Source organism: Novosphingobium sp. TK46 (assembly GCF_055361525.1).
Map to the genome: position 1 here is coordinate 2,691,439 of NZ_CM143963.1, position 26,050 is coordinate 2,717,488.

At 62.3% G+C, this 26,050-nt stretch carries 24 protein-coding genes; 14 read left to right on the forward strand and 10 right to left on the reverse strand.

Annotation, left to right across the window (positions count from 1 at the left end; translation table 11 throughout):
* Positions 1-54 precede the first annotated feature (54 nt).
* The 5 genes from ACXJ1Z_RS12830 to ACXJ1Z_RS12850 all read left to right on the forward strand — a co-directional run bounded on the left by ACXJ1Z_RS12830 (position 55) and on the right by ACXJ1Z_RS12850 (position 6,028).
* Positions 55-1,167: an S-(hydroxymethyl)glutathione dehydrogenase/class III alcohol dehydrogenase gene (locus ACXJ1Z_RS12830; protein ID WP_463777131.1), complete on the forward strand. Its 1,113-nt coding sequence runs from the start codon at positions 55-57 to the stop codon at positions 1,165-1,167.
* A gap of 59 nt (positions 1,168-1,226) precedes the next feature.
* Positions 1,227-2,060, forward strand: a complete 834-nt coding sequence (gene fghA, locus ACXJ1Z_RS12835) for an S-formylglutathione hydrolase (RefSeq protein WP_463777133.1) — start codon at positions 1,227-1,229, stop codon at positions 2,058-2,060.
* A 148-nt stretch (positions 2,061-2,208) separates the two neighbouring features.
* The gene (locus ACXJ1Z_RS12840; protein ID WP_463777135.1) at positions 2,209-2,718 is read left to right on the forward strand and encodes a 2Fe-2S iron-sulfur cluster-binding protein; all 510 of its coding nucleotides are present in this window, start codon (positions 2,209-2,211) and stop codon (positions 2,716-2,718) included.
* On the forward strand, positions 2,715-3,701 hold the full coding sequence (locus ACXJ1Z_RS12845) for an FAD binding domain-containing protein (RefSeq protein WP_463777137.1): 987 nt from the start codon (positions 2,715-2,717) through the stop codon (positions 3,699-3,701). Before ACXJ1Z_RS12840 ends, ACXJ1Z_RS12845 begins: the two co-directional genes overlap by 4 nt.
* Positions 3,698-6,028, forward strand: coding sequence for a xanthine dehydrogenase family protein molybdopterin-binding subunit (locus tag ACXJ1Z_RS12850; protein ID WP_463777138.1), 2,331 nt, complete (start codon positions 3,698-3,700; stop codon positions 6,026-6,028). Before ACXJ1Z_RS12845 ends, ACXJ1Z_RS12850 begins: the two co-directional genes overlap by 4 nt.
* Positions 6,029-6,056: 28 nt before the next feature.
* Here the strand turns inward: ACXJ1Z_RS12850 and ACXJ1Z_RS12855 are convergent, their stop codons facing one another.
* Positions 6,057-6,545 carry an energy transducer TonB gene (locus tag ACXJ1Z_RS12855; protein WP_463777140.1) on the reverse strand — a complete coding sequence of 163 codons (489 nt, stop codon included), beginning with the start codon at positions 6,543-6,545 and terminating at the stop codon, positions 6,057-6,059.
* Between the two features lie 885 nt (positions 6,546-7,430).
* On the opposite strand from ACXJ1Z_RS12855, the gene ACXJ1Z_RS12860 reads away from it, so the two are divergent.
* The 3 genes from ACXJ1Z_RS12860 (at position 7,431) to ACXJ1Z_RS12870 (ending at position 8,902) form a co-directional block, all read left to right on the forward strand.
* Positions 7,431-7,700, forward strand: a complete 270-nt coding sequence (locus ACXJ1Z_RS12860) for a GlsB/YeaQ/YmgE family stress response membrane protein (RefSeq protein ID WP_463781249.1) — start codon at positions 7,431-7,433, stop codon at positions 7,698-7,700.
* A gap of 47 nt (positions 7,701-7,747) precedes the next feature.
* Entirely contained in the window at positions 7,748-8,032 is a 285-nt protein-coding gene (locus ACXJ1Z_RS12865) for a hypothetical protein (protein ID WP_463777141.1), read from the forward strand.
* Positions 8,033-8,299: 267 nt separating this feature from the next.
* On the forward strand, positions 8,300-8,902 hold the full coding sequence (locus ACXJ1Z_RS12870) for a superoxide dismutase (protein ID WP_463777143.1): 603 nt from the start codon (positions 8,300-8,302) through the stop codon (positions 8,900-8,902).
* Positions 8,903-8,994: 92 nt separating this feature from the next.
* Here the strand turns inward: ACXJ1Z_RS12870 and ACXJ1Z_RS12875 are convergent, their stop codons facing one another.
* Both ACXJ1Z_RS12875 and ACXJ1Z_RS12880 read right to left on the reverse strand, forming a co-directional pair.
* A complete protein-coding gene (locus ACXJ1Z_RS12875) occupies positions 8,995-9,603 on the reverse strand; it encodes a sigma-70 family RNA polymerase sigma factor (RefSeq protein ID WP_463777145.1) in 609 nt (202 codons plus the stop codon).
* A complete protein-coding gene (locus tag ACXJ1Z_RS12880; RefSeq protein ID WP_463777146.1) occupies positions 9,596-9,799 on the reverse strand; it encodes a NepR family anti-sigma factor in 204 nt (67 codons plus the stop codon). Before ACXJ1Z_RS12880 ends, ACXJ1Z_RS12875 begins: the two co-directional genes overlap by 8 nt.
* Positions 9,800-9,986: 187 nt before the next feature.
* On the opposite strand from ACXJ1Z_RS12880, the gene ACXJ1Z_RS12885 reads away from it, so the two are divergent.
* Positions 9,987-11,666, forward strand: a complete 1,680-nt coding sequence (locus ACXJ1Z_RS12885; protein ID WP_463777147.1) for a CHASE domain-containing protein — start codon at positions 9,987-9,989, stop codon at positions 11,664-11,666.
* Positions 11,667-11,797: 131 nt separating this feature from the next.
* Here the strand turns inward: ACXJ1Z_RS12885 and ACXJ1Z_RS12890 are convergent, their stop codons facing one another.
* Positions 11,798-12,589 (reverse strand): response regulator, encoded by a 792-nt coding sequence (locus ACXJ1Z_RS12890; protein ID WP_463777149.1) that lies wholly within the window; start codon positions 12,587-12,589, stop codon positions 11,798-11,800.
* A 418-nt stretch (positions 12,590-13,007) separates the two neighbouring features.
* Between ACXJ1Z_RS12890 and ACXJ1Z_RS12895 the strand changes: the two genes are divergently transcribed.
* Both ACXJ1Z_RS12895 and ACXJ1Z_RS12900 read left to right on the forward strand, forming a co-directional pair.
* A complete protein-coding gene (locus ACXJ1Z_RS12895) occupies positions 13,008-13,646 on the forward strand; it encodes a sigma-70 family RNA polymerase sigma factor (RefSeq protein WP_463777151.1) in 639 nt (212 codons plus the stop codon).
* Positions 13,647-13,692: 46 nt separating this feature from the next.
* The gene (locus ACXJ1Z_RS12900; RefSeq protein ID WP_463777152.1) at positions 13,693-14,094 is read left to right on the forward strand and encodes a response regulator; all 402 of its coding nucleotides are present in this window, start codon (positions 13,693-13,695) and stop codon (positions 14,092-14,094) included.
* Positions 14,095-14,312: 218 nt separating this feature from the next.
* Here the strand turns inward: ACXJ1Z_RS12900 and ACXJ1Z_RS12905 are convergent, their stop codons facing one another.
* The 4 genes from ACXJ1Z_RS12905 to ACXJ1Z_RS12920 form a co-directional block, all read right to left on the reverse strand.
* Positions 14,313-14,777 (reverse strand): pyridoxamine 5'-phosphate oxidase family protein, encoded by a 465-nt coding sequence (locus tag ACXJ1Z_RS12905; RefSeq protein WP_463777154.1) that lies wholly within the window; start codon positions 14,775-14,777, stop codon positions 14,313-14,315.
* A 95-nt stretch (positions 14,778-14,872) separates the two neighbouring features.
* The gene (locus tag ACXJ1Z_RS12910; protein WP_463781250.1) at positions 14,873-16,285 is read right to left on the reverse strand and encodes a UdgX family uracil-DNA binding protein; all 1,413 of its coding nucleotides are present in this window, start codon (positions 16,283-16,285) and stop codon (positions 14,873-14,875) included.
* Between the two features lie 19 nt (positions 16,286-16,304).
* On the reverse strand, positions 16,305-16,787 hold the full coding sequence (locus ACXJ1Z_RS12915; protein WP_463777156.1) for a hemerythrin domain-containing protein: 483 nt from the start codon (positions 16,785-16,787) through the stop codon (positions 16,305-16,307).
* A gap of 64 nt (positions 16,788-16,851) precedes the next feature.
* Positions 16,852-18,090: a putative DNA modification/repair radical SAM protein gene (locus ACXJ1Z_RS12920; protein WP_463781251.1), complete on the reverse strand. Its 1,239-nt coding sequence runs from the start codon at positions 18,088-18,090 to the stop codon at positions 16,852-16,854.
* Positions 18,091-18,221: 131 nt separating this feature from the next.
* On the opposite strand from ACXJ1Z_RS12920, the gene ACXJ1Z_RS12925 reads away from it, so the two are divergent.
* Complete coding sequence (locus tag ACXJ1Z_RS12925; protein ID WP_463777157.1) at positions 18,222-19,226, forward strand: DNA topoisomerase IB; 1,005 nt, start codon at positions 18,222-18,224, stop codon at positions 19,224-19,226.
* 21 nt (positions 19,227-19,247) lie between these two features.
* Here the strand turns inward: ACXJ1Z_RS12925 and ACXJ1Z_RS12930 are convergent, their stop codons facing one another.
* Both ACXJ1Z_RS12930 and ACXJ1Z_RS12935 read right to left on the reverse strand, forming a co-directional pair.
* A complete protein-coding gene (locus tag ACXJ1Z_RS12930) occupies positions 19,248-21,791 on the reverse strand; it encodes an HWE histidine kinase domain-containing protein (protein WP_463777158.1) in 2,544 nt (847 codons plus the stop codon).
* Between the two features lie 23 nt (positions 21,792-21,814).
* The gene (locus ACXJ1Z_RS12935; protein ID WP_463777160.1) at positions 21,815-22,378 is read right to left on the reverse strand and encodes a biliverdin-producing heme oxygenase; all 564 of its coding nucleotides are present in this window, start codon (positions 22,376-22,378) and stop codon (positions 21,815-21,817) included.
* Positions 22,379-22,605: 227 nt separating this feature from the next.
* Here ACXJ1Z_RS12935 and ACXJ1Z_RS12940 point away from each other — a divergent pair, with 227 nt between their 5' ends.
* Positions 22,606-23,316 carry a Crp/Fnr family transcriptional regulator gene (locus ACXJ1Z_RS12940; protein ID WP_463777161.1) on the forward strand — a complete coding sequence of 237 codons (711 nt, stop codon included), beginning with the start codon at positions 22,606-22,608 and terminating at the stop codon, positions 23,314-23,316.
* A 112-nt stretch (positions 23,317-23,428) separates the two neighbouring features.
* Positions 23,429-25,906: a PhoX family protein gene (locus tag ACXJ1Z_RS12945; protein WP_463777162.1), complete on the forward strand. Its 2,478-nt coding sequence runs from the start codon at positions 23,429-23,431 to the stop codon at positions 25,904-25,906.
* The last annotated feature ends 144 nt before the right edge of the window (positions 25,907-26,050 follow it).

The following is a 26,050-nucleotide window of genomic DNA, read 5'->3' on the forward strand; positions in this document are numbered from 1 at the left end:
AACGTTAAGCCTGGGCGGAGCGCGTCCTGCCACCCCGGCAAAGGAGATATCCGCATGAAGACCCGCGCCGCCGTCGCATTTGCCGCCAAGCAGCCGCTCGAGATCGTAGAAGTCGACCTGGAAGGTCCGCGCGCCGGCGAAGTGCTGGTCGAGATCATGGCGACGGGCATCTGCCACACCGATGCCTACACGCTGGACGGACTGGATTCCGAAGGCATCTTCCCCTCGATCCTGGGCCACGAGGGCGCGGGCATCGTGCGCGAAGTGGGCGCGGGCGTAACCAGTGTGGCCCCGGGCGATCACGTCATCCCGCTCTACACCCCCGAGTGCCGCCAGTGTAAGTCGTGCCTGTCAGGCAAGACCAACCTGTGCACCGCGATCCGCGCCACGCAAGGCCAGGGGCTGATGCCCGACGGAACCAGCCGCTTCAGCTACAAGGGGCAGCAGATCTTCCACTACATGGGTTGTTCGACCTTCTCGAACTTCACCGTGCTGCCCGAGATCGCGGTCGCCAAGATCCGCCAGGACGCGCCGTTCAAGACGTCGTGCTACATCGGCTGCGGCGTCACCACCGGCGTTGGCGCGGTGGTGAACACGGCGAAAGTGGCCGCGGGCGAGAACGTGGTCGTGTTCGGCCTGGGCGGTATCGGCCTCAACGTCATCCAGGGCGCGCGGATGGTCGGGGCGAGCCGGATCATCGGCGTCGACATCAACCCCGAGCGCGAGGCGTGGGGACGTCGCTTCGGCATGACGCACTTCCTCAACTCGCGCGGGCTGTCGCGCGAGGAAACCGTCGCCAAGGTTGTCGAACTGACGGAGGGCGGCGCCGACTACTCGTTCGACGCGACCGGCAATACCGAGGTGATGCGCACAGCGCTGGAGGCCTGCCATCGCGGCTGGGGCACTTCGATCGTCATCGGCGTGGCCGAGGCCGGCAAGGAAATCAGCACCCGCCCGTTCCAGCTGGTGACCGGTCGCAATTGGCGGGGCACGGCATTCGGCGGCGCCAAGGGGCGGACGGACGTCCCCAAGATCGTCGACTGGTACATGAATGGGCAGATCGAGATCGATCCGATGATCACGCACATCCTGACCCTGGACGAGATCAACAAGGGTTTCGATCTGATGCACGCAGGCGAGAGCATCCGCAGCGTGGTGCTGTTCTGAAGCGCTGACCGCACCCACCGCCTTCCAGCCTGCCCACAAACGATCGAACTGGACCCAGCATGCAGACCATCAGCACCAGCCGCAGTCATGGCGGCACCCAGGGCGTCTATCGCCATGCCTCGACCGAGACGGGGAGCGAAATGACATTCTCGGTTTTCGTGCCGGACCATGCGCCGGGCGCAAAGCTGCCGGTGCTTTGGTACTTGTCGGGGCTTACCTGCACGCATGCCAATGTCACCGAAAAAGGCGAATACCGCGCCGCCTGCGCCAAGCACGGCATCATCTTCGTCGCTCCCGACACCAGTCCGCGAGGCGACGACGTGCCCAACGGCGACAGCTGGGATTTCGGCAAGGGCGCCGGTTTCTTCATCGATGCGACGCAGGAGCCGTGGGCGAAGAATTACCGGATGCGCGCCTACGTCGAGAGCGAGTTGCCCGTGCTGATCGCGGCGCAATTCCCTGTCGACACCGCGCGGCAGGGCATGATGGGCCATTCCATGGGCGGTCACGGCGCGCTGACGATCAGCTTGCGCAATCCGGGGCGGTTCCGTTCGACCAGCGCGATCGCGCCGATCGTCAGCCCGATGAATTGCTCGTTGGGGCAAAAGGCGCTTAACGGCTATCTCGGAGCGGATCGGGAAAGCTGGAACGCCTACGATACGTGCGCGCTGATCGACGCCGGGGCCAGGCTGCCCGATCTGCTGGTCGATCAGGGTGACGCGGACGAGTTTCTCGAAGGCCAGCTTAAGACGCAGCTGCTGACCAATGCCTGCGAGCGCGCCGGTCAGCCGGCGACGATCCGCATGCAGCCCGGATACGATCATTCCTACTACTTCATCTCGACGTTCATGGCGGACCATGTCGCCTGGCATGCGGAGCGCCTGCAGGACTGATCGACCACAGCGTCATGACGGTTCTGGCGTGCGGCCGGCGGAGTTCGTAACCGGGCGGTAGACACCCTAAATTGCTGCATGAGCAACACGGTCCGTGCGCCTGTCGGGCCGTGGCGACCTTTTTGCTTCTAGCCGTAGGAGCCTGCCCATGACCCTGACCGTTAACGGCGCAACCGTGACGCTTGCGAGCGATCCGCGGACTTCGCTGCTCGATTATCTGCGTGAAGATCTTCACCTCACCGGGACCAAGAAGGGCTGCAACCAGGGTGCCTGCGGGGCGTGCACCGTCATTGTCGATGGTGAACGGGTGCTTTCCTGCCTGACGCTGGCGGTCCAGGCGGAAGGCCGTTCGGTCACCACGATCGAAGGCATGGTGGGGGACGGGGGGATGCATCCGCTGCAGCAGGCCTTCATCGACCACGACGGCTTTCAATGCGGTTACTGCACGCCGGGCCAGATCTGTTCCGCGGTGGCGATGGTGGACGAATGGCGCCGGGGCGCCCCCAGCCATGTCAGCGGCGACCTCGCCAGCGATACCATCGTGTTGGATCGCGATGAGCTTCGCGAGCGGATGAGTGGCAATTTGTGCCGCTGTGGCGCGCACAACGGCATCATCGACGCGTTGATGGCGACCTACGTCCCGGAGCCGGCGGCATGATCGAGTTCACTTATGCCCGCGCATCCGATCCCGCGCACGCGCTGCACCTTGGTTTGGCCGAAGGTGCGCGTTATCTCGGCGGCGGCACCAACCTGGTCGACCTGATGCGCGAGACGATCGAGGCTCCGCGCCAACTGGTCGATGTCACCGCACTGCCGACGAGCATCGTGGAGACATCGGGCGGCGGCTTGATGATCGATGCGGCGGTGCGCAATTCAGCCGTCGCGGAACACCCGCTCGTGCGCCGAAACTATCCCATGCTCGCGCGCAGCATCCTGGCGGGCGCTTCGGCGCAGATCCGCAACATGGCGACAGTCGGTGGCAATCTCCTCCAGCGCACGCGCTGCAGCTATTTCTACGACGACGAGGGCTCACGCTGCAACAAGCGAGTGCCGGGGCAGGGCTGCGACGCGATCGACGGGTTCAATCGCAATCATGCGATCCTGGGTGCGTCCTCGTCGTGCGTGGCGGTCCAGCCATCGGACATGTGCGTAGCGCTCGCCGCGCTCGATGCGGTCGTGCACCTCGATGGTGCCGATGGTCCGCGGACAGTGCCGTTCACCGACTTTCATCGTCTTGCCGGCGATACCCCGAACGTCGAGACCGTGCTGAAGCCGGGCGAGTTGATCACCGCGATCGAACTGCCGCCGCTACCGGTCGCGGCCAATTCGGTCTATCGCAAGGTTCGCGACCGATCGAGCTATGCCTTTGCGCTGATCTCGGTCGCCGCGGCCTTGCGTATCGAGGGCGGCGTGATCGCCGAAGCGCGGGTCGCGCTTGGCGGGGTGGCGCACAAACCATGGCGCGCGACCAAAACGGAGGCCGCGCTGATCGGCAAGCCACCCTCCAAAGCGGTCTTCCTTGCCGCCGCACAGGCCGAACTCGCGGACGCCAGGCCGTTGCGCGACAACGCCTTCAAAGTGGAACTCGCCACGCGCACGCTGACCGCGGTGTTGACCGGTCTGGCCGGAGAAGCCGCATGAACCCGATCGATGCAGCACGAAAGATGGCGCAAGGGGTGGCGCAGGCCGCCGTCGAAAAGGCGATCAAGGTCGCTCCCGACAGCTGGGTGCCGGGCGCCTGGAACGATCCCGTGGGGCGCGAGCAGCACGGTCATGTCGGCAAGCCGGTCTCACGCATCGATGGTCCGCTCAAGGTTCGCGGCGCGGCGAAGTTCGCTGCCGAGTTCGCGCTGGAGGGTCTGACCTATGCCGCACCGGTGTTCAGCACGATCGCGCGCGGTCGCATCATTTCGCTCGATACCATCGCGGCAAAGGCAGCGCCGGGCGTCGTGCTGGTGATGACGCACGAGAATGCGCCATCGATGAAACCGATGCCGCTGTTCCTCACCGCCGGGAAAGCGGGAGGAGGGGATGACCTGCCGATCCTGCAGGATGCCGAGGTACACTATAACGGTCAGCCGATCGCGATCGTGCTGGCAGAGACCCAGGAGCAGGCAGATCATGCCGCTTCGCTGGTGAGCGCAAGATATGATGTCGACACCGCGACCCTCAGCCTCGCCCAGGGCAAGGCCAGAGGGACGACGAACGGCGTTGCCTTCGGCGAACCTGCTCACGCCGAGATCGGCGAGCCGGCTGACGAGTTTGCCGCCTCGATCCACAAGTTCGAGGCGACGTACACCACACCGCGGCACAACCACAACGCGATCGAGCCTCACGCCGTGACACTGTTCTGGCGCGATGGCGAGTTGCACATGCATGATGCGGTGCAGGCGGTCGACCATGTCGCCTGGAGCATGGGTGAGGTGTTCGGTGTTGGCGAGGACAAGGTCCACGTGACATCACCCTATGTCGGTGGCGGCTTCGGCGGCAAGGTCTTGTGGAGCCATCAGGTGCTGGCTGCTGCGGCGGCAAAGGTCTCGGAGCGCCCCGTGCGCTTCGCGCTTTCGCGCGAGGGCGTCTACCGTACAGTCGGCGGGCGGGCCGAAACCGAGCAACGGGTCGCGCTCGGCGCCGATGCTGAGGGCCGTTTGCAGTCGCTGCAGCATACCGGCACCGTGGTGATGAGTGCGCACAACGCCTTGCCAGAGCCCTTCATCCTGTCCGCACAGAGCAGCTATGCGACCAAGTCGATGCTGCTGGACATACAGGTCGCGACGCTGGACATGCTGGCCAACACCTTCATGCGCGCTCCCGGGGAGGCGGTCGGCAGCTTCGCTCTGGAATGCGCCATGGACGAACTGGCCGAGCAGATCGGCATCGATCCCGTCGAACTGCGCATCCGCAACGAACCCGACAAGGATCCCGTGAAGGGCACGCCGTTTTCCTCGCGCGAGATCGTGAAGTGCTGGCGCGATGGCGCAGAGCGCTTTGGCTGGGATCGGCGCCAGCCTGCCGGATCACGCCGCGAGGGCGAATGGCTGGTTGGCCTCGGCTGCGCCTTGGCCGGCTATCCCTATCAACGGATGCCCGGCGGCGCTGCCGGGATTACGGTGCTGGCCGATGGCACTGCGCATGTCCGCGTCGCCGCGCACGAAATGGGCATGGGCACGTCGACCGTGCATACCCAAATCGTCGCGGATCGTCTCGCGCTGCCGATGGATGCCATCCAGTTCAGTTATGGCGACAATGCGCTTCCCGGCGTGATCCTGGCGGGCGGCTCTCAGCAGACCGCCTCGATCGGCAGCGCGATCATCGTCGCCACGCGTACACTGGTCACACAGTTGCTGACTTTGGCGGGCAACGATTCTCCGCTCGCCGGACTTTCAGCGGACGAAGTCGGAGCATCGCAGGCCGGGCTGGCAAGTCTGGAAGACCCCAGCTTGCACGAAACCTATGCCTCGATCCTGAACCGCGCGGGAAGAGCCGAACTGTCGGTGGTGGGCGAGGCGCCGATGCCGGGCGAGGCGATGCACTGGGCGATGCACTCGCACGGAGCGGTGTTTTGCGAGGCGCGCGTTAACACGGTGACAGGCGAAACCCGCGTGACCCGGGTCACCGGTGTCTACGACTGCGGGCGTATTCTCAATCCCAAGACCGCGACGAGCCAGTTGCGCGGCGGGATCATCATGGGCCTGGGCATGGCGCTGATGGAAGAAACGCTGTTCGATGCGCGCAATGGTCGGATCGCCAATGCGAACCTTTCCGATTACCATGTGCCGGTGCATCTCGACGTACCCGAGATCGAGGTGATCTTCACCGACATACCTGATCCGCACTCGCCGATGGGCGCGCGCGGTGTTGGCGAGATCGGGATCACGGGCGTGGCCGCAGCGGTCGCCAATGCGATTCACAATGCAACCGGCAAGCGCATCCGCGAGCTGCCGATTACCTTGGACAAGCTGTTCTGAAACTAGATCGGTAATCACGCCGGGGGCGTTAATCGTCCCCGTCGTCGATCACATCATCGGGAGCGGGATCCCACCCGTGAACTTCGATGATGTTGGCCGGCACTGGACGACCAGCGGCATCGCGCGACGGACGGAAGCGAAAGCGTTCGGTGATCAAGCGGCAGGTCTGGGCGTCGAGACTCGCCAGACCGCTGGATCGCGTAACGCGGCAATTGCTCACCCGGCCATCGATGCTGACGCGATAGACAAGCTCGAGTTCGCCGCCGCGATGCGATTGCCGCAAGTCTCGCGGCAGATCCGACCAGCGTAACTTGCCACTGATCTGAATCGGGCGTGTCACGGAATCCCCGTCACCATCACCGCCATCGCCATTCCCGCCGCCGCCCGTGCCGTTGCCGATCCCGCCGGCTCCCTGGCCCGGTCCGATGACATCCGAGGCACCGCTGTTGGACGCGCTGCCCAAGGCGGGCTTCGGCGCCGCGATGACAGGGGGCGGGCTGCGCAGGGGGGGCAGCACAGGTGCGAAGATTGCGGTCGCCCGATTGCGCAAGTTGCGCGGCGAAGCGGCATCCCGCGCTCGCGAACTCTCCGCTTTGTTGGTTCTCCTGTCTGTCGGCGCTGGAGGCGGCGGCGGAGCCGGCCGCTTCGTGGGCGGCGTCTCGCGCTCGGGCGTGAACGCTGTCAGGGTCTGTTCCACGTTCCTACGGATCGGGGAATCGGGGGCGAGCCCGATCACGAGTGCCGCCGCTCCGCAAGCGATGATGGCCAGAGAAGCGGTTGCCGAAACAGCGCGTTCTCGCGCCGATGTTGCGTACAAAGACCCTGTCCAGTTTGACTACGCGGCAAGTTCGCCGGTGTGTTTCTAGATGGCGATGATCTTCGTAATGGAAAGATGCTGCTCGCTAGGTGAGCGGCTCCGCAGGCTGGCGCATGCCGGCGCTCGATACGAAAATCCAAGTTTTCCACGAAAACGGCGCGGTGGATTGGAGACCATCAAAGGTCTCCCGCGCAATTCGTTCCGGGTGTGGCTTAAAGGTCACCCCTGCGCTGTGGCGGTGGTTCGCTGGCTTCCAGCCATCGTGCGCCGGTATCGATTTGGAGGCACCAAGCCGGCAGAGCGCGTGGAGCACGCAAAGAACACGCAGGGGCGGATCGTACCCGGCGCTGGAGCTTGCCACTATCGCTCGTTACTGCCCATCGATCAGCTAAGCCATGGGTAAATCAGGAAAACTTGTTCGTGTCGGCGCGGGCGGTCGCCCAGCGTGAGCATGCCGGATTGTCATCGTCGCCTGTCTGGGAGAGCCCTGTACGGTCAAGTTTGCGACCAACGGAATGCGTCTGGCGGAACCATCTTTGGGTCAGCCCGTTCAGCCGGTCAGGTACATCAATGGAGTTTGGCACGATGACGCTTATTCTCGTTCTTATCGTCGGTGGCGTGATCGGTTGGTTGGCAAGCATCCTTATGCGCACCGATGCGCAGCAGGGTATCTTCCTCAACATCGTTGTTGGCGTTATCGGTGCGTTGATCGCCGGCGTCGTAATCACTCCCCTTATCGGTGGTGCGCCGATCACCAGCGGTTCGTTCGACATCATGTCGCTGTTCGCCTCGTTTTTGGGCGCAGTGATCCTGCTGGCGATCGTGAATCTGTTCCGTCGCGGTTCCATTCGCTAAAGCCCCGCGGCGACTCGAGTTTATAACAGGGCAAAGGAGCTTTCCCGATGAAGTTGATCACCATGCCGCGTCTCGCCTTGCTGGCAATTGCAGGCGCTTCGCTGAGCCTCGCCGCTTGCAACAACAAGGCCGACGACGCCACCGAAGCAACTGCTGACGCGGTTGAAGCATCGGCAGACGCCACTGCCGACGCACTCGACGCCGCTGCCGACAATGCCGGTGGCGCTTCGGAAGACGCTCTCGAGAACCAGGCTGACGCGGTTCGCGCAACTGGCGAAGCCAAGGCTGATGCCCTGGAAGAGAAGGCTGACAAGGAAGCCGGTCACCCGTGATCGCGCTTCTCGTGGTTCTCACGAGCCGCGAGAACTTTACAAAAGGGGGCGGCGAGCAATCGCCGTCCCCTTTTCGTTTGCAGGCCGCACGATCCGGACTTTCGCGCTGATCGCGTGCTAAAGCGGATCTGATCGCAAGGTCTTCCTTGATTTGCGCCAATGAACGCAAACATACCGTGTCGAGCTTCATGCCTATTCTCAAGCGCGGATCGTGCATCGAGAATGAGCCAGGGCCACCGGACGTGAAACCACAACAGGATGAAATCCATGACCATTCAGCTGATGCCGCTGCCTTATGCCCACGATGCGCTCGAACCCCACATCTCCAGCGCCACGCTCGAAACCCACCACGGCGCTCATCACAAGACCTACGTCGACAAGCTGAATGCCGCCATCGAAGGCACTGAAGACGCGGACAAGTCCCTTGAGGATATCGTTCGCTCGTCCAGCGGTCCCAAGTTCAACAACTCCGCACAGACGTGGAACCACGGGTTCTACTGGCACTCGTTGAGCCCCGAGAAGTCCGAGCCCAGCGCCGCGTTGGCAGCTGCGATCGATAGCAGCTTCGGGTCGCTCGACGCGCTTCTCGAGCAGCTTTCGAACGAAGCGGTGAATCATTTTGCAAGCGGCTGGGCCTGGCTGGTCGTCAAGGATGGCAAGCTGGCGGTGATCTCGACGCATGACGCCGGTACCGCCTTGCTCGACAGCGACAATCCGCTGCTGACCGTCGATGTGTGGGAGCACGCCTACTACATCGACCAGCGCAACAAGCGCCCGGCCTATGTGAAGGCGGTCCTCGACAACATCATCAACTGGCAGTTCGCGTCCGACAACTTCGAGCGCGGTACGGCTTGGGTTTATCCCGGCTGATAACGGCTGAAGCAGCTGTATGAAGAAGCCCCGGCCTCGCGAGAGGCCGGGGCTTTATGTTTGTATGGTGGGTACTGTCCTAGCGACCGACATCAGCGCCGGGCCAGACCGTCGTCCTTACCAACTTTGCCATCCGGCTTGGGGCGATTGCGCAAGGCGGCGTTACGTTTGGCCAGCGACTGGGCATCGGGTTCGGTATTGAGCAGACGGCTGAGTTCCGCGCGGGCACGCGCGACCCGGCTTTTCATGGTTCCCACCGCGCAATCCGCGATCTCGGCCGCTTCCTCGTAAGTGAAGCCCCCGGCGCCAACCAGCATCACCGCCTCGCGCCGCTCCGGGGCAAGCTGCAACAAGGCGGTTTCCATGTCGGAGAGATGAAGCCCGCCTTCCTGATCGGCATCCATGACGAGCAAGCGCTCGGCGACACCTTCATCAAGGTCGGTCTGGCGGCGGTTTCGTCTAAGCTCGCTCAGGTAGTGGTTGCGCAAGATGGCAAAAGTCCATGCGCGCATGTTCGTTCCGGGAGTATATCGCTCACGAGCAGTCCACGCCTTGATCGCCGCTTCCTGCGCCAGATCGTCCGCATAATCGGGGCGCCCCGACAAGCCGCGGGCAAATGCGCGCAGATGGGGGAGGGTGGCAAGCAGCTCCTGGCGAAAAGCATCGTCGGCTGGATTGCTAGACGGCGGCCGATCAGCCATCGTCGCTCTCATCCAGCTTTTTGAGGATATCGTCGAAGCTGTCCGGGAGGGGCTCATCGACGACGGAGTTGTAAAGATTTCTAAGACCTACCGCCCAGCCAGGCTCACCATCCTTGCGAATGCTGGGTGGCAGTCCGGGTTGCGATCCAGGCTCCCGTCGTCCTTTGGGGTGAGACAACGCAAACTCCCTTGTCATTCGATGATTGAAGGCATCACGATCGGGTGGGCCGCGTCGTGGCCTAAATGGCGCTCTCTCTTGGAACCTTCGATGCCTGCCAAGGTTCCCTCTGCGCGAAGAGTGGCAGGCGCATTGCGTCACGGGTGTCTTATCGACCAGTTTCGTGGCTGGATCCGAATAGAGTACATGAGGGATGAATTCCGGCGTGGTTGACGACACTCTGCTCAAACGGGTGGAGAAGCAGGCGTGGTTCCATCGCTATCCGCGTGGCTGGCCCTTCCTGCTCTTCATCATCGCCAGCATTGGCACCGCCGTCAGCGTCATGGCGATCGAACGATCGGACCAACAGCGCCGCGAGATCGAGCTTGATCGCAACCTGACCGAGATCGCGTCGGCGCTGCAAAGGCGCGTGACGGAAAACATCGCCTTGCTGCGCGCGGGATCAGCGCTTTTCGCCATGCAGCAGACGGTTTCGAGCGAACAGATCGCCGAGTTTTCGACGGACTTGCAGGCAAGCGGCAACTTGTATGGTTCCATGGGCTTCGGGTGGGCGCCCCTGTTGCGGGGCGAACAAACTGCCGCGTTTGAAGAAGCCGAGCGCGCGCGCGACGCATCGACCTTCACGATATGGTCCCGACCGGCCGCATCGCCAGCCAATCGAGAGGTGAGCCGTTATTCGGTTCCTGTCGTGTATCTGGAACCACGCACGCGGTTCAATCGGCAGGCGACGGGCTTCGACATGTATTCCGATCCGACCCGGCGCATGGCCATGGACGAGGCATTGGCCACAGGTAAACCGGTCACGACCGGCAAGGTGCGCCTGGTCCAGGACAAGGACGGCACGCAAGCCGGCTTCCTGATCTACATGCCGGTGTGGGAGGCGAAGAGCCGTCGGGCCGTGAAGGGCTTCGTATTCAGCGTTTTTCGTGCGGATGATTTTCTACGATCCGCTGGCGAACTTTACCGCAACGACGAACTCGAGGTCAGCGTCTACGATGAGCGGATCGCACCCGCCAACCTGATGGCCAAGCGCCAGGCCTCGGGCAGCAGCGGCGTAGCCAAGGAACGCCGCATCGATGTCGGCAATCATAGCTGGATCATTCAGATCAGCGACAAGAAGGCTGAAGTGCTGTCCACCACGGCGCGTGTGACGCTTTTCTTCGGCATCATAACATCGCTCATGGTCATGGCGATCGGTCGCCTCATCACACGGCGTGCGGCGGAGGATCGTCGCGTGCTTGAGTGGTTGAGCCGGCAATCGGCCATCCGAAATTCATTGACGCGCGAGCTCAATCATCGGGTCAAGAACACGCTGGCCAACGTGCTGTCGATCGCGGCCCTCACGCGGCGCAGATCGACCAATATCGATACTTTCACCGAGAGCCTGACGGCCCGCATACGCGCACTGTCCGCAACGCACGACCTGCTCTCGCAATCCGACTGGAGCAATGCTCCGCTTGGCGAGGTGATCCGTGCCGAACTTGCACCCTATATGGATGGCAAGGACAGCCATGTCGTGATGAGTGGGCCCGAGATCAAACTGGCCCCCAACGATGCCATGTCACTTGGGCTTGCGATCCACGAACTGGCGACGAATGCCGCCAAGTACGGCGCGCTAAGCGCCTTGAGCGGACGTATCCATGTCCATTGGACGCTGATCGATGCCGATCAGGCGGAGATTCACTGGCGAGAGGAGGGCGGTCCGACCGTCAACGAGCCGAACAAGCGCGGCTTCGGTCGTGACCTGATCGAAAAGATCGTCGCGCATGAGCTACGATCCGAAGTGGATCTGCGTTTCCTTCCCGGTGGGGTCGAATGCCGCCTCAAGGTTCCGGTGCGCCAAAGCCGGGAATTCCTTCTGCGTAGCGAACCGAACCGCGACTGACGCGTGATTGGCCCGCCTGGCGCGCTTGCTCGTTCTAACAGGTAACAAATCCGCCGCAGTGCGCGGCCAAGAAAAACGCCGCCAGAAGGAAGACCTTCTGGCGGCGTCATGCTTTTGGGTAAGAGGCGGAATCAGTTCAGCGGACGGCTCGATCCGAAGAAGAGCGCCTGACTGATCGCGGCGCGGACGGTGCCTTCCTGGAAGGGCTTGGTAACCAGGTAGGTCGGCTCGGGGCGTTCACCCGTCAGCAAGCGCTCCGGATAGGCGGTGATGAAGATCACCGGCACGTCACCGAACTTAAGAAGATCCTCGACTGCATCGATGCCGGAGCTGCCGTCGGCAAGCTGAATATCGGCCAGTACGAGGCCTGCCGGATTGGACCGGAACAATTCCAGCGCCTGCGAACGTGTGGCTGCAGTGCCAACGACATTGTGACCCAGTTCGGAAACAAGGCCTTCGAGTTGCATCGAGATCAAGGGCTCGTCCTCGATAATCAGGACGTCGGTGGTGCTTTCGCTCTCGATCTCTTCGATCGCCTGCTGCACCAGCACATCTACATCGGGAACGTCGATGCCCAGAATCTCACCGCAATCCTCGCGGCTGAATTCCTCGACGGTCGTCAAAAGCAATGCCTGACGGTGCGTCGGTGCGACTGTCGCAAGGCGGCTCTGCGCCGCTTGCTCATGCAGCCCCAGATCGGCACCGACAGGTTCATCGACGTTTGACGTCGCCCAGATGCGGGTGAAGGCGCCATATAGCGCGGCGCGACTGCGGGCAATTTCCGATCGCAGCGCCTGATCTGCCAGGGCCGCCTCGAGCGTTGCGCGCACGTAGGCATCGCCCGAGTGCTGCGATCCGGTCAGCGCCCGCGCATAGCGACGCAAGTATGGTAGTTGAACGCTGATCTGATCGGAGACGGACATGCTCAATCCTTGAAGAGAAGGGTGGCGCGGTTCGCGGTCTCACTAACCGATACCTGCAGCCACATCCAAAACGTAGCATGCTTGGTACCGGAGGCAAGCGAGTTTACGGCAACGACGCGGCGTTCGTACTGGTATGCCCCCGCGCGCCGCTCATATGGCGGTCGCGGGCGGTGTCGCAATGCACCTCGTTCAAAAAACGCAAAATTCTGGTGTGTCGGATATCTGCGGGAACTCTTTGTTCGCGCGTCTGTTTCAACTGCATCACCGCTGGCCCTCCCACCCCCCCCCCCGCACCAGTGGTGACCCGATCCCGAGGCTCCCGTTTCCCGAACGGGAGCCTCAATTGTTTACGGATCGGGGAACCCTTTTGTTTCGAGATGCGTTCAGCAGTCGACACAAGTAGGTCGGAGGGATGTTTATGACGGTAGCAATCGGGACAGAGGTCGAGCCCAAGTCGTCGCTCAGCGACCGTGATTTCAAGCGCGCCCTGACCGAAGTTGCTCCCCATTTGCGCGCCTTCGCGCGCGGACTTTGCGGGTGCCGTGATCGTGCGGACGATCTGGCTCAGGAAGCGATGTTGCGTGCTTGGGCGGCTCGTGAGCGTTATGCCGCGGGTACCAACTTCAAGGCTTGGACGTTCACGATTTTACGTAATCACTTCTACAGTGAGGCCCGTCGGGCGCGCTTCCATGGCGAGTACGATGAACTGGCGGCCGAGCGCATTCTGCGCGCGCCCGCGAGCCAGGAGAGCGCAGTCGAACTCGGCGATGTGCTTCGGGCACTGACGGCGATTCCCGGCACCTATCGCGAAGCTCTCATTCTGGTTGCCGCAGGTAACCTGTCGTACGAAGAGATCGCTGACATCTGCGGTATCGCACTCGGTACGGTTAAGAGCCGCATCTGCCGCGCACGCTCGATGTTGAGCAAAGTGATCGAATCTGGGCAGCTTCCGGATTTCCGTCACAACTTCGTTCTCACCGGCGAGGCTATCGACGCGTTCTTCAACGAACTCGCGAAGATCGCCAACAGCGACGAACCGATCACCATCGCGGCCTAAGCCTGATGCGGCTGAACGGAGTAGTCGGGTGTTAGCGCGTAACGTGGTGATCGTGGAGGACGAGTGTCTTCTTGCCCTGCAGCTCGAAGATATCATTCTAGACTGTGGTCATCACGTAATCGCCTGTGTGCCCGACATGGAAGCCGCTTCCAAGATCTCGAGCCCGGTTGATGTCGCCTTGGTTGACATAAACCTCCGGGATGGACCGACAGGTCCCGATATCGCACGAATGCTGAGCACGCGCTTCAACGCGCGGATCATCTACGTTACGGCGAGTTCCTGCCAAATCGGTCTCGATGCAGCCGATGCTTTGGGCGTGGTCCATAAGCCATTCACGTCCGAGACGATCAGAGCAGCGGTAGCCTATGCCCTTGACGAGACACTCGTAGTTCCCCGTCCGATGGGATTGCAGTTGCTTCAGGGCCAGCACCTGCAGGTGTCCGCGTAAGAATACACGTCGGCGCTCTGAAAGCCCTACCGCCGCATCGGCTACTGAAACCTAACGTCGTTGCTAAGCGTAGACAAAACGCTCGCGACGCTCTGTTTGACAATTAGGTTTGGCCGCCTTGCTTCGCGCCCCGTTGAATTAGAACAGTCGCCCCGGCCTGCTGCGTGAGCAGGGGTTCGAGAAAACGGGGCTGGTCCAACGCCAGCCCCATTCCGCTATCAGACAGCGCCTACGGCATGTTCGCCAGCTTCACTGGGCTTGATGGGCGCACCGGCAAGCATTTTCAGCTTTCCCTTGAGCGACATGTCGGAGATCCAGACTTCCGAATCCTTGATGTCGAAACGAAGCATCAGGATCGTGGGATCATTCTTGCCATTCGGAAACCACGCCTCGACGACGTTATTCCACTGCTTCTCGCGAATGGTGGCATCGGTCTCTTCGACAAGCTCGCCCGAGATGCACGCGAAGGCGTCGTGTCCCTTGGTCGCGACCTGGCCCATCGCAGAGCCCCCTGCGGCGATGCGATTATCCCGCGCAAGGAAGAACCAGATCGCATGATGTGCGTCCTTGTCGAGCTGCGCCGTCATGGGCTCGGCATGCTCGGTGGAACTTTCGAGCCGCATCATGATGAATGGGCTGTCCGCAAAAGCCTTCCAGAAGGTCTCGCGCGTTTCCTTGTCCATTGTTTCTCTCCTGCTTTTGGGGGACGTCGAACTTGCAGGAATTAACGCAAGGTAACTTGCGACGTTCCCTGGCTAAGTGATCGCTCCATCATTGGTTAGCCGATCCGGGCCTGATCCGCCGCGAGGCGAAGATCATCGACAAGAGCTGAGTAGGCGGTCTCGGAGGCCGAACGATCGGGCAGACGCAGGATGTACGAAGGATGCCAGGTGACCACGCCCGTTCCCTGGGCGATGGGCATCGGAGTACCCCGCATCTTGCCGATCGTCGCGGTTTTGCCGGTGACGCCGCGCACCGCCGTCGCGCCTAGCATGACCGTAGCTTTTGGGCGCAGAAGGCCGATCTCCTGATCGAGCCACCAGCGGCAGGCGTCAATCTCGGGCGCATCCGGCTTTTGGTGAAGCCGCCGCTTGCCGCGCATCGTGTACTTGAAGTGCTTTACCGCATTGGTGAGGTACACCTCGCCACGATCGATACCTGCTTCGGCCATCGCCTTGTCGAGGACGCCGCCGGCCGGGCCAACGAATGGCCGATGGTTCTTGTCCTCCTCGTCACCCGGCTGCTCGCCAACGATCATCAGACGCGCATCGCCCGGACCCTCGCCGAACACGCAGCCATTGGTTCCTTCCCATAGGGGGCAGCGGCGGCAGCCTTGCGCCTCTTGCGCGAGCGCGCCGAGTGTTCCCGCCCGTTTCTCGGGTTCGACCTGTTGTGCGACCATATGCGCCTCGCGTGCCTGCGCCCCGGCGATCAGCGGAGCTATCATCTGCGCTTCGGGGAGGTTCTTCCAGTATTTACGGGGCATCTCGCGCGTCATCGCGCCGATCTTCAGCCGCGAAGGATTGAAGGTCGCGCCGTAATAGGCCTTCCACATATCCTCCAGCGCGTCTTCTCGCGGCGCCATCGACACGTCGGCCCCGGGGCTTTCGGTCAAGGTCGTGCCGTCCCAATGGATCGATACTTCAGGCGTCAGAATGGACCAGGCCATCTGCGCGAAGCGGCGTACGAAAAAACCGGCAGTGGCGCGAACGATGTGGTGCTCTGGTTCGAACCAGGCGATGAAGCGTTTCGCATCGTCCGTCGCCCCCCCCGGATCTGCCACCTCGCGAAAACGCACGAACGCGTGCATCTTGTGAATGTCGCGGCGAACAGCTTTGGCCATCAATTCGATGCGCCGCACCAGCGGATCGGCCTGATCCGAGAGCAATCCGGGATGCTCCGTGACTTGCCACAGCAAGCGATACAGCAGCGCAAACCGTTCCGGGTCGCGATGGAGAAGCGCGCTTTTCGCAAGATCGGGGAAGGCGCGCGGAACGCGCAGTTCAAGCTGAGGCTCGGGTGGAAGATCGTCCCCGCCCACGGCGAACAGATCGTCGGCGCTTTCACCCGGCTGCCAAACTATCTTCTCCGGCTCGATGCGCGCGGCGAGAAAGCGACGCGCGGCATCACGCCAGCCTTCCCAGTCATCCTCACCATCCAGCCGGACGACACGCGCCGGTGGGGCGCGCATCGTTTCGGAAGAGAGGGGATCAGTCGCGGTCGTCACCCGGCTTTTCTTCGGCTGCGAGTTGTAGTTCTTTCGGCTTGCGGTCTTCAAACACCTTCGCCAGCCGCGCTTCGTCTTCCGCGCTCAACGTCTTTGCCGCTTCGGGGAACATATCCTCTTCCTCTTCATCGATGTGATGAAGATAGCGATGCCGCATCTCTTCGAACTTGCTCGTCCATTCGTCGGAATGAATGTCCAGCTTTACCAATTCGCCGAGGTAATCGTCGACTTCCTTGTGCTCTGACACCGAATGACGCGCATCGTCGCGCAGTTCCGGGATGGCGAGCATCGTTGCGTAAAGTGATTCCTCTTCGGCGGCGGCGTGCGACTGCAGCTCCACGCGAAGCTTCTCGAACAGCGTGGCGCGCTCGTCGCTGCCGCTGGAGGTCTTGCCAAGCGCCTCGAGCATTTCGCGATGGCGCGCGTGGTCGGCTATAAGGTCCTGGAAAATTTGAGCATCTGCCATCGTGTGTCTCCTTGTTGGCTGATGAACGGACCTCCATCACCGAGGTTGCCATCGCGAACGATTCTCAAGCGGCGAATAGTTCGAGTTGCTTTTCCGGCGGCGTGAGCAGGCGTTTCAAGTCGCTGCGATCGGTCAGAAGCGTGGGCCGCCAATCGATCGTCGTAATGAAAGGACGGACTTTGGCGATCGACTGCGTCAGCCTTCCCACGTCATCGAGACGCAACTTGCGATAACGACGCGTCGACAGGATCGTCTTCACTGCCTTGACGCCCAGGCCGGGAACCCGCAGCAATCTTTCGCGCTCCGCGGTGTTCACGTCGACAGGAAAACTTTCGCGGAATTTCAACGCCCACGCGAGCTTCGGATCGATGTCGAGCGGAAGCATGCCATTGTCAGATGCGTCGCGAATATCGAATGGCTCATATCCATAGAACCGCAGCAGCCAGTCGGATTGATAAAGCCGATGTTCGCGCATCAAGGGCGGCCGCTGCAGCGGCAGAACCGCACTTGCATCCGGGATTGGCGAAAACGCGGAATAGTACACCCGTCGCATGCCATAGCCTTGGTATAGCGATGATGCGCGGTCGATGATCTGCACGTCAGTGGCCGCATCGGCCCCTACGATCATCTGGGTGGATTGTCCTGCTGGAGCAAAGACCGGCGCCGACTTGAATTTGCGCGAGGCCTCCTTCGCTTCGACGATCGAATCCTTCATCTCGGCCATGGCGCTGGTGATGCGCGCCTCCGACTTGTCGGGAGCAAGTCGGGTCAGCGCGGCCGAGGTGGGCAGCTCGATGTTGATCGATACGCGGTCCGCCCACAAGCCCGCCTGAGCCACGATCTCCGGATCAGCGTCCGGTATTGTCTTGAGATGAATATAGCCCTTGAACCCGTGGTCTTCGCGCAGCTTGCGCGCCACCTCCACCAGTTGATCCATCGTATGATCGGGACTGCGGATGATGCCAGAGGACAGGAACAGGCCCTCGATGTAATTGCGACGATAAAAGCCGATAGTGAGATCGACGACTTCCTTGACGGTAAAGGAAGCGCGTCTCACCGAAGAGCTTTTACGATTGATGCAGTAGTGACAGTCGAACTGGCAGTAATTGGTCAGCAGGATCTTGAGCAAGGAAATGCAGCGGCCATCGGGCGCGTAGGCGTGGCATATCCCCATGCCCTCGGTCGATCCGATGCCGCCTTTCAAACTGTTTCGCTTGGCCGTGCCTGACGATGCGCAAGAGGCATCGTATTTGGCCGCATCGGCCAATACCTCCAGCTTCTCCTTGAGTGACATATGGGCCATTGCGTTCGATGTATGTTCTCGGCGACGAGGCCGCGAGTGCCCTTTGGTGCAAAGGTAGTGAGGGGGTTGGCAAACTTGTCCGACGATCATGCGTTTGATGACGTAAGCGTCTGAAAGAACATGAACACGGCATGGCACAATTGCGTTTCGTCGAGGATACCGAGCCCGGAATAACGCGCCGCAAAGTGCGCGGCGGCAAATGGGCGTTTTTTTCAGCAGAAGGGGTGAGGATCACCGATCGTGACGAGATCGACCGGCTCAACCGCATAGCCTTGCCGCCCGCCTATGAGAATTGCTGGTACTGCCCGCAGCCCGATGCGCATCTCCTGGCGTTCGGGTTCGATGCCCGGGGTCGCAAACAGTATCGCTATCATCCCAACTGGCGCGAGGAGCGCGAGGCGGCGAAGTTCGACTTATGCGCCCTGTTCGGTCGCAAACTGCCCAAGCTTCGTCAGCGCGTGACCGACGATCTCGCGTTGCGCACCTTGTCGCGCGAGCGCGCGATCGCCTCGGTCGTGGCTTTACTGGATACCGGCGCGATCCGCATCGGCAACGAGCAATATGCCAAGACGAACAAGAGCTTCGGCGCCACCACCTTGCGCAATCGCCATGCCAAGATCGAGCGCGGCACCCTGCGGCTGCGCTTTCGCGGTAAGTCGGGCAAGATGCACGAGATCGATTGCAACGATAAGAAGTTGGTGACTTGCGTGCGCAAGATGCAGGATCTGCCTGGACAACACCTGTTTCAGTATCTCGATGCGAACGGGGACGCCACGCCGGTGCACAGCCACGACGTCAACGCCTACCTTCATGACATCATGGGCGATGCGTTCACCGCCAAGCATTTCCGTACCTGGGCTGCGAGTTCCTTTGCCTTCGCCCGGCTCCTTGAAGATCCCAAGACCTCGCTCAAGGCGCTGATGACAGACGTTTCGGAGCGGCTCGGAAACACGCCGACCATCGCGCGCAAATCGTACGTTCACCCGATGATCGTGGCTGCGGCGAAGGGTGGCGAGGGTGCGCCGGTCCTACCCGAAACGCTTCCGCGCTCCACACAGTGGCTGTCGCGCGAGGAGCGCGGATTGATCGATTTTCTCGAGAAGGCGGGTGGTAAGAACGTCTCGACCAGCGCGTGACGAGCCGTCCGGCAAACCGACCTATTTTCGCCCGAGACGATCGATCGCCATCCGCACGTCGCGCTCGGAATAGGGCTTGGTGATCACCGGCACTTCGGCAAACCGCGCCGTCGCGAGAGAACGGTCGCCATAGCCGCTTGCAAAGATGAAAGGGATGCGACGTTCCCGAAGCAGCTCGGCCACTTCCTCGCTCGTCTCGCTGCCGAGATTCACGTCGAGCATGGCGAAGCTGAGGTCGGTGTTCTCGATCACACCTTTCGCCGATTGAACCGAGCCGGCGACCAGGCAGGTCTTGAACCCGAGATCGCGCAGCACGTCCTCGGCTTCCATGGCGATGATGACATTGTCCTCGACGATCAGCGCGCCCGCCTTCAGCAGGTCAGGCAGGCTCTCGCGCATGTCGCTCAGGGTCGGCGGTGGTTCGTAGCCTGCGGGGGTCGGCATGTCGTAAGCCGAAATATGCTCGCTGGGCACGAGGAACCGCGCATGCAGACCTTCGGCGCGATAGTCGATCACGGCGCCGCCACCCAGCTCGTGGGGGATCGTGCGCTCGATGATGATGGAGCCAAAGCCACGACGGGTCGGTATCTTGACCGGGGGGCCGCCATTCTCGCTCCAGTCGACCTGCAGCGACTTATCCTGACCCTTGCTGATCTTGATCGCAATCTGTCCGCGCGTATCGGATAGCGCCCCGTACTTACACGAGTTCGTCATCATCTCGTGGATGACCAGAGCAAGGGTCGTGAAGGCGCCCGGCGCGATCATCGCATCGGGACCCTCGATCAAAACCCTGTCGGCGCTATCGCTGGCATAGGCGTCGGTTTCGGTGCGGATGAGTTTGTAGAGCGACGAGGGCGACCAGTCGGATTGCGTCACCTGGTCATGCGCGCGCGCAAGCGCATGGATACGGCTACCGATGATCTCGGCGAACTCGTCGATCGTCCTGGCGCCTTCCTTCGACTGGGTCACCAGACCCCGGATGAGGTTCAGGATGTTGCGGACCCGGTGGTTCAATTCCGCGATCAGCATGTCCTGCTGCTTGTTGGCCTGTTCGCGCACCGCGTTCGCCGCGTCCGCCAGGCGCAGCACGACCTCCAGCAAGGTGATCCGCAGCGATTCCGCCGCAAGGATCTCGTCGGCCGTCCACGGCAGCGAATAACCGCGGCGCTCTTCCTTCCACAATTCGAAGCTTTTGCGTGGGGTCAGGCGTGATCCGTTGGGGCCAAGCTCGATCGCCTTCTCGGGATTTCCCGCCCAGAAGACCTCGCGCAGATGCTCCTTGCGGAAGAGCACGATGTAATCGCGGGGCAAGCGGGAAACCGGCAGTGCCAGGACGCCGGCAGCTTGTTCGGCAAACTCTGCGGCGGGTTCATAGACCAGCGCCATGTTCTCGCTCGACCAGATCGCATTGGAGCCGGCGGTGTTGAGGTATCGCGTCAGCGCTTCGAGCTGCGGCTGCGTCGGCGTCGAGCCACGCGCCATGAAGCTCCCGTCGACCCATCCGGCGATACCATCGAACGGAATGACCTTCGCGATCGAGTCCGCAAAATCCTCGAACGCGGAGAGCAGCGAGTTGCCCCCGGCGACCCGCGACATGATCTCGTCATGGATCCGCGACGACTCGCTGCGCTTTTCCAGCGCGAAGTCGGTTTCGCGCTGGTCGAGCAGATAGGCGAAGAATTCGCCGAAAAGCTCGGCCGCCGTACGCACCGAATACGACAATCGCAGCGGCGTATAGTGGTGGCATGCCATCAGGCCCCACAGCTTGCCCCGGCGCATGATCGAAACCGACATCGACGCCTTCACGCCCATGTTGCGCAAATATTCGATGTGAATCGGTGAGACCGCACGCAGGCCGCTCATCGACATATCGAGAGGATCGCCGTTGGGATTGGTCGTCGGCACCACCTTGATGGTGGGATCATCGACATCGGTGATGATGCGCAGGATATTGCGGGCGTACAACCGCCTGGCCTGGGCCGGAATGTCCGAAGCCGGAAAGTGCAGGCCATAGAAGCTGTCGATCCCACCGTTCACGCTTTCGGCGATGACTTCGCCTGCGCCTGAGGGTTCGAAGCGGTAGATCATGACCCGATCGAACCCGGTCAAGGCGCGCAGGTGCCGTGCCGCGCTCTTGCACAGGGCTTCGGCGGATGGCGCGGTCCGCATGCGGTCGATCATCGGCCGCACGTAGCTCACGTAGTCGCGTCGACCGATATTCTCGCTCAGTTCGAGTTCGAGAACGATCGACTGTCCCGAGGTGTGCAGCGCGATGTCGAACTTGCGGCCGTCCTCAAGCAGGTCGATATCGAACATCCGCTCGACCGAGCCGAACGCGCCGAGGATCTGCATACGCGAGCGAACGTCATGCAGCACGCCGGGCGTCAGAATATCGCGCACGGGTCGGCCGATCAGGTCGAACGCGGGGGCGCCGAATATCTCCGCGCAATTGAGCGACGCGTGATTGACGATCCAGTCGCTTGAAAACGAGATCAGCCAGCCGAAGCTCTGGATGCGCCCGATGATGTGGATCGGTTCGAGATCGCAGGTGGTCAGGTCGACCATGGGGGATAAATCGGCCATTGCGCCTACTTCGCGACTTCGCTGATGGTCACGACGCCGCTCGCTGCGAAGGCGTCGCGAAAGGTGTCGAAGGCTGCAACCGCTGCGGCGGCTTCGCGTGAGGCAACAGCCTCGTCGGCCTCGCTACGCTTGAGCCAGGCCGACACGCTCTTCCAGATCGCGATGCCCTGATCGTCTTCCATGTAGGCCGACGGGTGGCCATGCGCACGGCCCCAATAGCCGGCCTTGCGGATCATCGACAGCCCCAGGCGCGATCCTGCCACGACGTAGCCGCTGCCACCCGGAGTGAGGTCGACTTTCGTTTCAAGCTTGGGCAGATCTTCGGCATCGATGCCCAAGGCCGCAAGATCCATCCGCAACATTGCAGGATAATCAGGGCAGGGCAGCCCTAGCTGGTCCGCCACGAACGTCCTGAAGCTGCCGAAAAGTGGCCTCATGCCGATCGCATGACCCGCAAGAAAACGCGCGTAGTCCGACCTTTGGGAGAGATCGAGCGAGCCGAAGGCGTCGTCGAGCGACGCATGCGACGCCGCTGTCGCCTCGCGCAGATGTGCCAGGAGTGTTTGCATGTTAGGCTGATAAATCTCCGAAGCTTCCTTGGTGCCGACCGCCCCGATTGTCCATCGAAATGACTCGGAGGCCGCCGCCCGATCGCGGGGGCGCCGACAAGCGTTCTGCAACGTCGAGTAGCACGAATGCCATCGTCCCTCTGTTCACTTTTACACGCAGCCGGGAACTTCGCCGCGAACGACCGACTTGTCCTCCGCAGGGCCGAAGCGGTCCGAAAGGATGGGCGATGTCCGAACGAAACGAACTGCTGGACACCCTGAGCGATCAGGATCGCGACATGCTCTTCGCGCGTTCGGCGACCATTCGCCTCAGCGGCGGACGATTGCTTTACGAGCCCGGCGAGTCCGTCGATTACTGTTACTTTCCATGCGGGGGCGCGGTCGCATCGTTCTTCGTTTTGCTCGAGGACGGCGTCGTGGTCGAGACCTTGATGGTCGGACGCGAGGGCGCACTGGGCGCGATCGTCAGCAATGGATCGACCCCGGCCTACGCGCGATCGAGCGTTATGCACGAAGGCCGGTTCCTGCGCATACCGGTGGCCGACCTCGACCGAGCCAAGGAGGCGTCTCCTGCGGTACGATCGCTGTTCTCACGCTATGCCGACTGCCTGATGGCTCAGGTTTTTCAGTCCATCGCCTGCAACGCGGTGCATACGATCGAGCAGCGCGCCGCCAAGTGGCTCATCGCCGCCACCGAGCGGATTGGCCGCAACGACATCACCATGACGCAGGAACAACTCGCCTCGATGATGGGCATCGGCCGCAGTTATGCCAGCAGGGTGGTCCAGCGCTTCAAGGCGGACGGCCTTGTACGGACGCGGCGCGGCGGGATCGAAGTGACCGCTCCCGAATTGCTCGCGCAGCGCGCCTGCACCTGCAACGAACTTGTGAAACGGCACTTCAGAACGGTGCTGGCAGGTGTGTACCCCACCGCCTGACGGAGCGTTCGCCCAACCCCGGCGATGCCGCAAATCTGTCATCGCAGCTCCGCAATCCTGTCATGGAACGGCCATAGGAGATCGCCCCAGAGCACTCGCAAAGGGGGACACCATGACAGACAACTTCTCGATCACCGGCTATTCGGACGGTGACGTCGACACGAACGACAGCTGCGTGCGATCGCTCGAAAGCCTCGCTGACGAGCGATACTCGCGCCGGCAAACGCTGTTCGGCGGCCTTGGCGCAACGGGGATGGCGCTGCTTGGAACCACGATGCTTTCGGCTTGCGGCGGCGACGATGCCGACCAGTCACCGGTGGTGACGCCAGGAATGGTCGCAGCTACCAGCGCCGGCAGGGTGGTGACCTTGACGACGACAGTCGCGGCGGACGTTCTGCCAGGCGCCTGGACGCAAAGCAGCGGCGAAGCCGTTGCGCTCACCACGGTCAATGGCACCACCTCGACGTTCATCGCGCCGTCGGTGACGCAGGCCACCGATCTGACGTTCACCTATTCCGCCCCGACGCAGCGGGGCGGCACCGCGAGCGCCACCAGTACCGTTCGCGTGAATGCCGCCGTGCTGGGGTTCTCTGCCGTGGCGAAGAACCTGAACGACGTGGTCACGGTTCCGGCCGGCTACTCGGTAACGGTGCTGACCCGCCTTGGGGATCCATTGGCGGCGGGCGTCTCCGCCTATGCCAACAACGGCACCGACAGCGACTTCGACAGGCGCATCGGCGATCATGGCGATGCGCTGCACTTCTTCGGCCTGAACAGCGCCGCCGCCCGCGACGACAACAGCAATACGCGCGGGTTGATGGTTCAGAACCACGAGAACCTCAACGTTCAGTACCTCCACCCCAACGGCCCGACCAACGTCGCCACGGGCCCGCGCCCGCAAGGCGAGGCGCTCAAGGAGATGATGGCGCACGGTGTCAGCGTCAGCGAGTATGTCGATGCGGGTAATCGCAAGTGGAGCTATGTGGCGACCAGCGGCTTCAACCGTCGCATCACGCCCGCCACGCCGATGCAGTTTTCTGGTCCCGCCGCCGGCTCGGCGATGCTGTCTACCGTCTTTTCCCCGGATGGGACGCGGGGCCGTGGCACCATCAACAATTGCGCTAACGGCATAACGCCCTGGGCCACGAACCTGACTTGCGAGGAAAACTGGGCCGGCTATTTCCGTCGTGATGCGACGGGCGCCGGTGCCGATAGCGCCAAACGCTCCGTGCGTGAGCAGATCGCGTTGTCTCGGTATGGCGTGACGAGCAACACTGGCAACTACGCCTGGTCGTCGGTGGCGACGACGGACACGCTCTACACCCGCTGGGATGCGCGCGCAAAGGCCGACACCGCAGCGCAGGACTTCCGCAACGAGCCGAACCAGTTCGGCTGGGTGGTCGAGATCGATCCCTACGATCCGGCGTCCACGCCGCGCAAGCGCACCACGCTTGGGCGTTTCGGGCATGAAGGCGCGTTCGTCCAAGCGGTCGCCGGGCGCAAGCTGGCAGTTTACATGGGCGACGACTCCCGGCGCGAGTATCTCTACAAGTTCGTCTCGAACACCACGTTCGCCGCGGCGGATGCGGGGGCCACCAATCGTGTCGCCATGGGCGACAAGTACCTTGATGCAGGCGTGCTCCATGTCGCCAGGTTCAACGCGGATGGGACCGGGCAATGGTTGCCGCTCGTCTTCGGGCAAGTGCCGCCCCGCGCAGCATCGGGGTCGACTCCGGCCTATCAGTTCGCCGACCAGGCTGACATTCTGATCAACGCCCGGCTTGCCGCCGACGCGGTGGGGGCCACGCCGATGGACCGGCCCGAGTGGACGGCCGGAAACCCCGTGACCGGCGAGATCTATCTCACACTGACCAACAACAATGCCGCCGGGCGGCCATTGAACGGGACAGACGCCGCCAATCCGCGCCACTACAACGATCCGAAGGGGATGACCGCGCAGTTCGGCAACCCCAACGGTCACATCATCCGCCTACGCGAGAGCGGCGACGATGCCGGCGCGGTGACGTTTCGTTGGGACATCTACCTGTTCGGTGCGGACTCCGCGGACGCCGACCCGGTCAACGTGAACATCTCGGGGCTGACCGCCGATAACGACCTGTCCAGCCCGGATGGCCTGTACTTCTCGCGGTCGACCAATCCTGCCGGCAAGGTGAAGCCGGTGCTCTGGATCGAAACGGACGATGGTGCGCTGACAGATCGCACCAATTGCATGTTGCTGGCGGCAATGCCCGGCACCGTCGGAGACGGTGGCGCCAAAACGATCACCAACAAGGATGCGACCGGCGCCACCGCAACGCAGGCGACCATCGTCGGAGCGGCGGCGACGGCGGCAACGCTGCGCCGCTTCCTGGTTGGCCCCAAGCAGTGCGAGATCACGGGTATCGACATGACGCCGGATGGACGCACGCTGTTCGTCGGCATCCAGCATCCGGGAGAGGATGGTACGCCGGCACAGCCTTCGAGCCAATGGCCGGATTCACAGGCCGGTACCGCGGTCGCCGCGACGATCCGCCCACGATCGGCCATCGTTGCCATCACCAAGGACGATGGCGGCATCATCGCCCTCTGAGGAACGCCATCGGGGCTGCGCGAGGGGCGGAACGTGCAAGCGTTCCGCCCCTTCGTTTTGCGTTAGTCGATTCTGTTCTGGCATTCGACGGGCATTGGACTTAATGAACAGGACTGTTGAATAGCGCAGTTGGCCGTGTGTCAG

Excerpts from the sequence above, each read along its gene's own strand:
- ACXJ1Z_RS12865 (WP_463777141.1), top strand. The coding sequence starts at position 7,748 with ATGAAGTTGATCACCATGCCGCGTCTCGCCTTGCTGGCAATTGCAGGC.
- ACXJ1Z_RS12905 (WP_463777154.1), bottom strand. The coding sequence starts at position 14,777 with ATGGACAAGGAAACGCGCGAGACCTTCTGGAAGGCTTTTGCGGACAGC.
- ACXJ1Z_RS12850 (WP_463777138.1), top strand. The coding sequence starts at position 3,698 with ATGAACCCGATCGATGCAGCACGAAAGATGGCGCAAGGGGTGGCGCAG.
- ACXJ1Z_RS12830 (WP_463777131.1), top strand. The coding sequence starts at position 55 with ATGAAGACCCGCGCCGCCGTCGCATTTGCCGCCAAGCAGCCGCTCGAG.
- ACXJ1Z_RS12870 (WP_463777143.1), top strand. The coding sequence starts at position 8,300 with ATGACCATTCAGCTGATGCCGCTGCCTTATGCCCACGATGCGCTCGAA.
- ACXJ1Z_RS12860 (WP_463781249.1), top strand. The coding sequence starts at position 7,431 with ATGACGCTTATTCTCGTTCTTATCGTCGGTGGCGTGATCGGTTGGTTG.
- ACXJ1Z_RS12920 (WP_463781251.1), bottom strand. The coding sequence starts at position 18,090 with ATGGCCCATATGTCACTCAAGGAGAAGCTGGAGGTATTGGCCGATGCG.
- ACXJ1Z_RS12940 (WP_463777161.1), top strand. The coding sequence starts at position 22,606 with ATGTCCGAACGAAACGAACTGCTGGACACCCTGAGCGATCAGGATCGC.
- ACXJ1Z_RS12915 (WP_463777156.1), bottom strand. The coding sequence starts at position 16,787 with ATGGCAGATGCTCAAATTTTCCAGGACCTTATAGCCGACCACGCGCGC.
- ACXJ1Z_RS12910 (WP_463781250.1), bottom strand. The coding sequence starts at position 16,285 with ATGCGCGCCCCACCGGCGCGTGTCGTCCGGCTGGATGGTGAGGATGAC.
- ACXJ1Z_RS12935 (WP_463777160.1), bottom strand. The coding sequence starts at position 22,378 with ATGCAAACACTCCTGGCACATCTGCGCGAGGCGACAGCGGCGTCGCAT.
- ACXJ1Z_RS12925 (WP_463777157.1), top strand. The coding sequence starts at position 18,222 with ATGGCACAATTGCGTTTCGTCGAGGATACCGAGCCCGGAATAACGCGC.
- ACXJ1Z_RS12945 (WP_463777162.1), top strand. The coding sequence starts at position 23,429 with ATGACAGACAACTTCTCGATCACCGGCTATTCGGACGGTGACGTCGAC.
- ACXJ1Z_RS12880 (WP_463777146.1), bottom strand. The coding sequence starts at position 9,799 with ATGACAAGGGAGTTTGCGTTGTCTCACCCCAAAGGACGACGGGAGCCT.
- ACXJ1Z_RS12875 (WP_463777145.1), bottom strand. The coding sequence starts at position 9,603 with ATGGCTGATCGGCCGCCGTCTAGCAATCCAGCCGACGATGCTTTTCGC.
- ACXJ1Z_RS12930 (WP_463777158.1), bottom strand. The coding sequence starts at position 21,791 with ATGGTCGACCTGACCACCTGCGATCTCGAACCGATCCACATCATCGGG.
- fghA (WP_463777133.1), top strand. The coding sequence starts at position 1,227 with ATGCAGACCATCAGCACCAGCCGCAGTCATGGCGGCACCCAGGGCGTC.
- ACXJ1Z_RS12840 (WP_463777135.1), top strand. The coding sequence starts at position 2,209 with ATGACCCTGACCGTTAACGGCGCAACCGTGACGCTTGCGAGCGATCCG.
- ACXJ1Z_RS12845 (WP_463777137.1), top strand. The coding sequence starts at position 2,715 with ATGATCGAGTTCACTTATGCCCGCGCATCCGATCCCGCGCACGCGCTG.
- ACXJ1Z_RS12895 (WP_463777151.1), top strand. The coding sequence starts at position 13,008 with ATGACGGTAGCAATCGGGACAGAGGTCGAGCCCAAGTCGTCGCTCAGC.
- ACXJ1Z_RS12890 (WP_463777149.1), bottom strand. The coding sequence starts at position 12,589 with ATGTCCGTCTCCGATCAGATCAGCGTTCAACTACCATACTTGCGTCGC.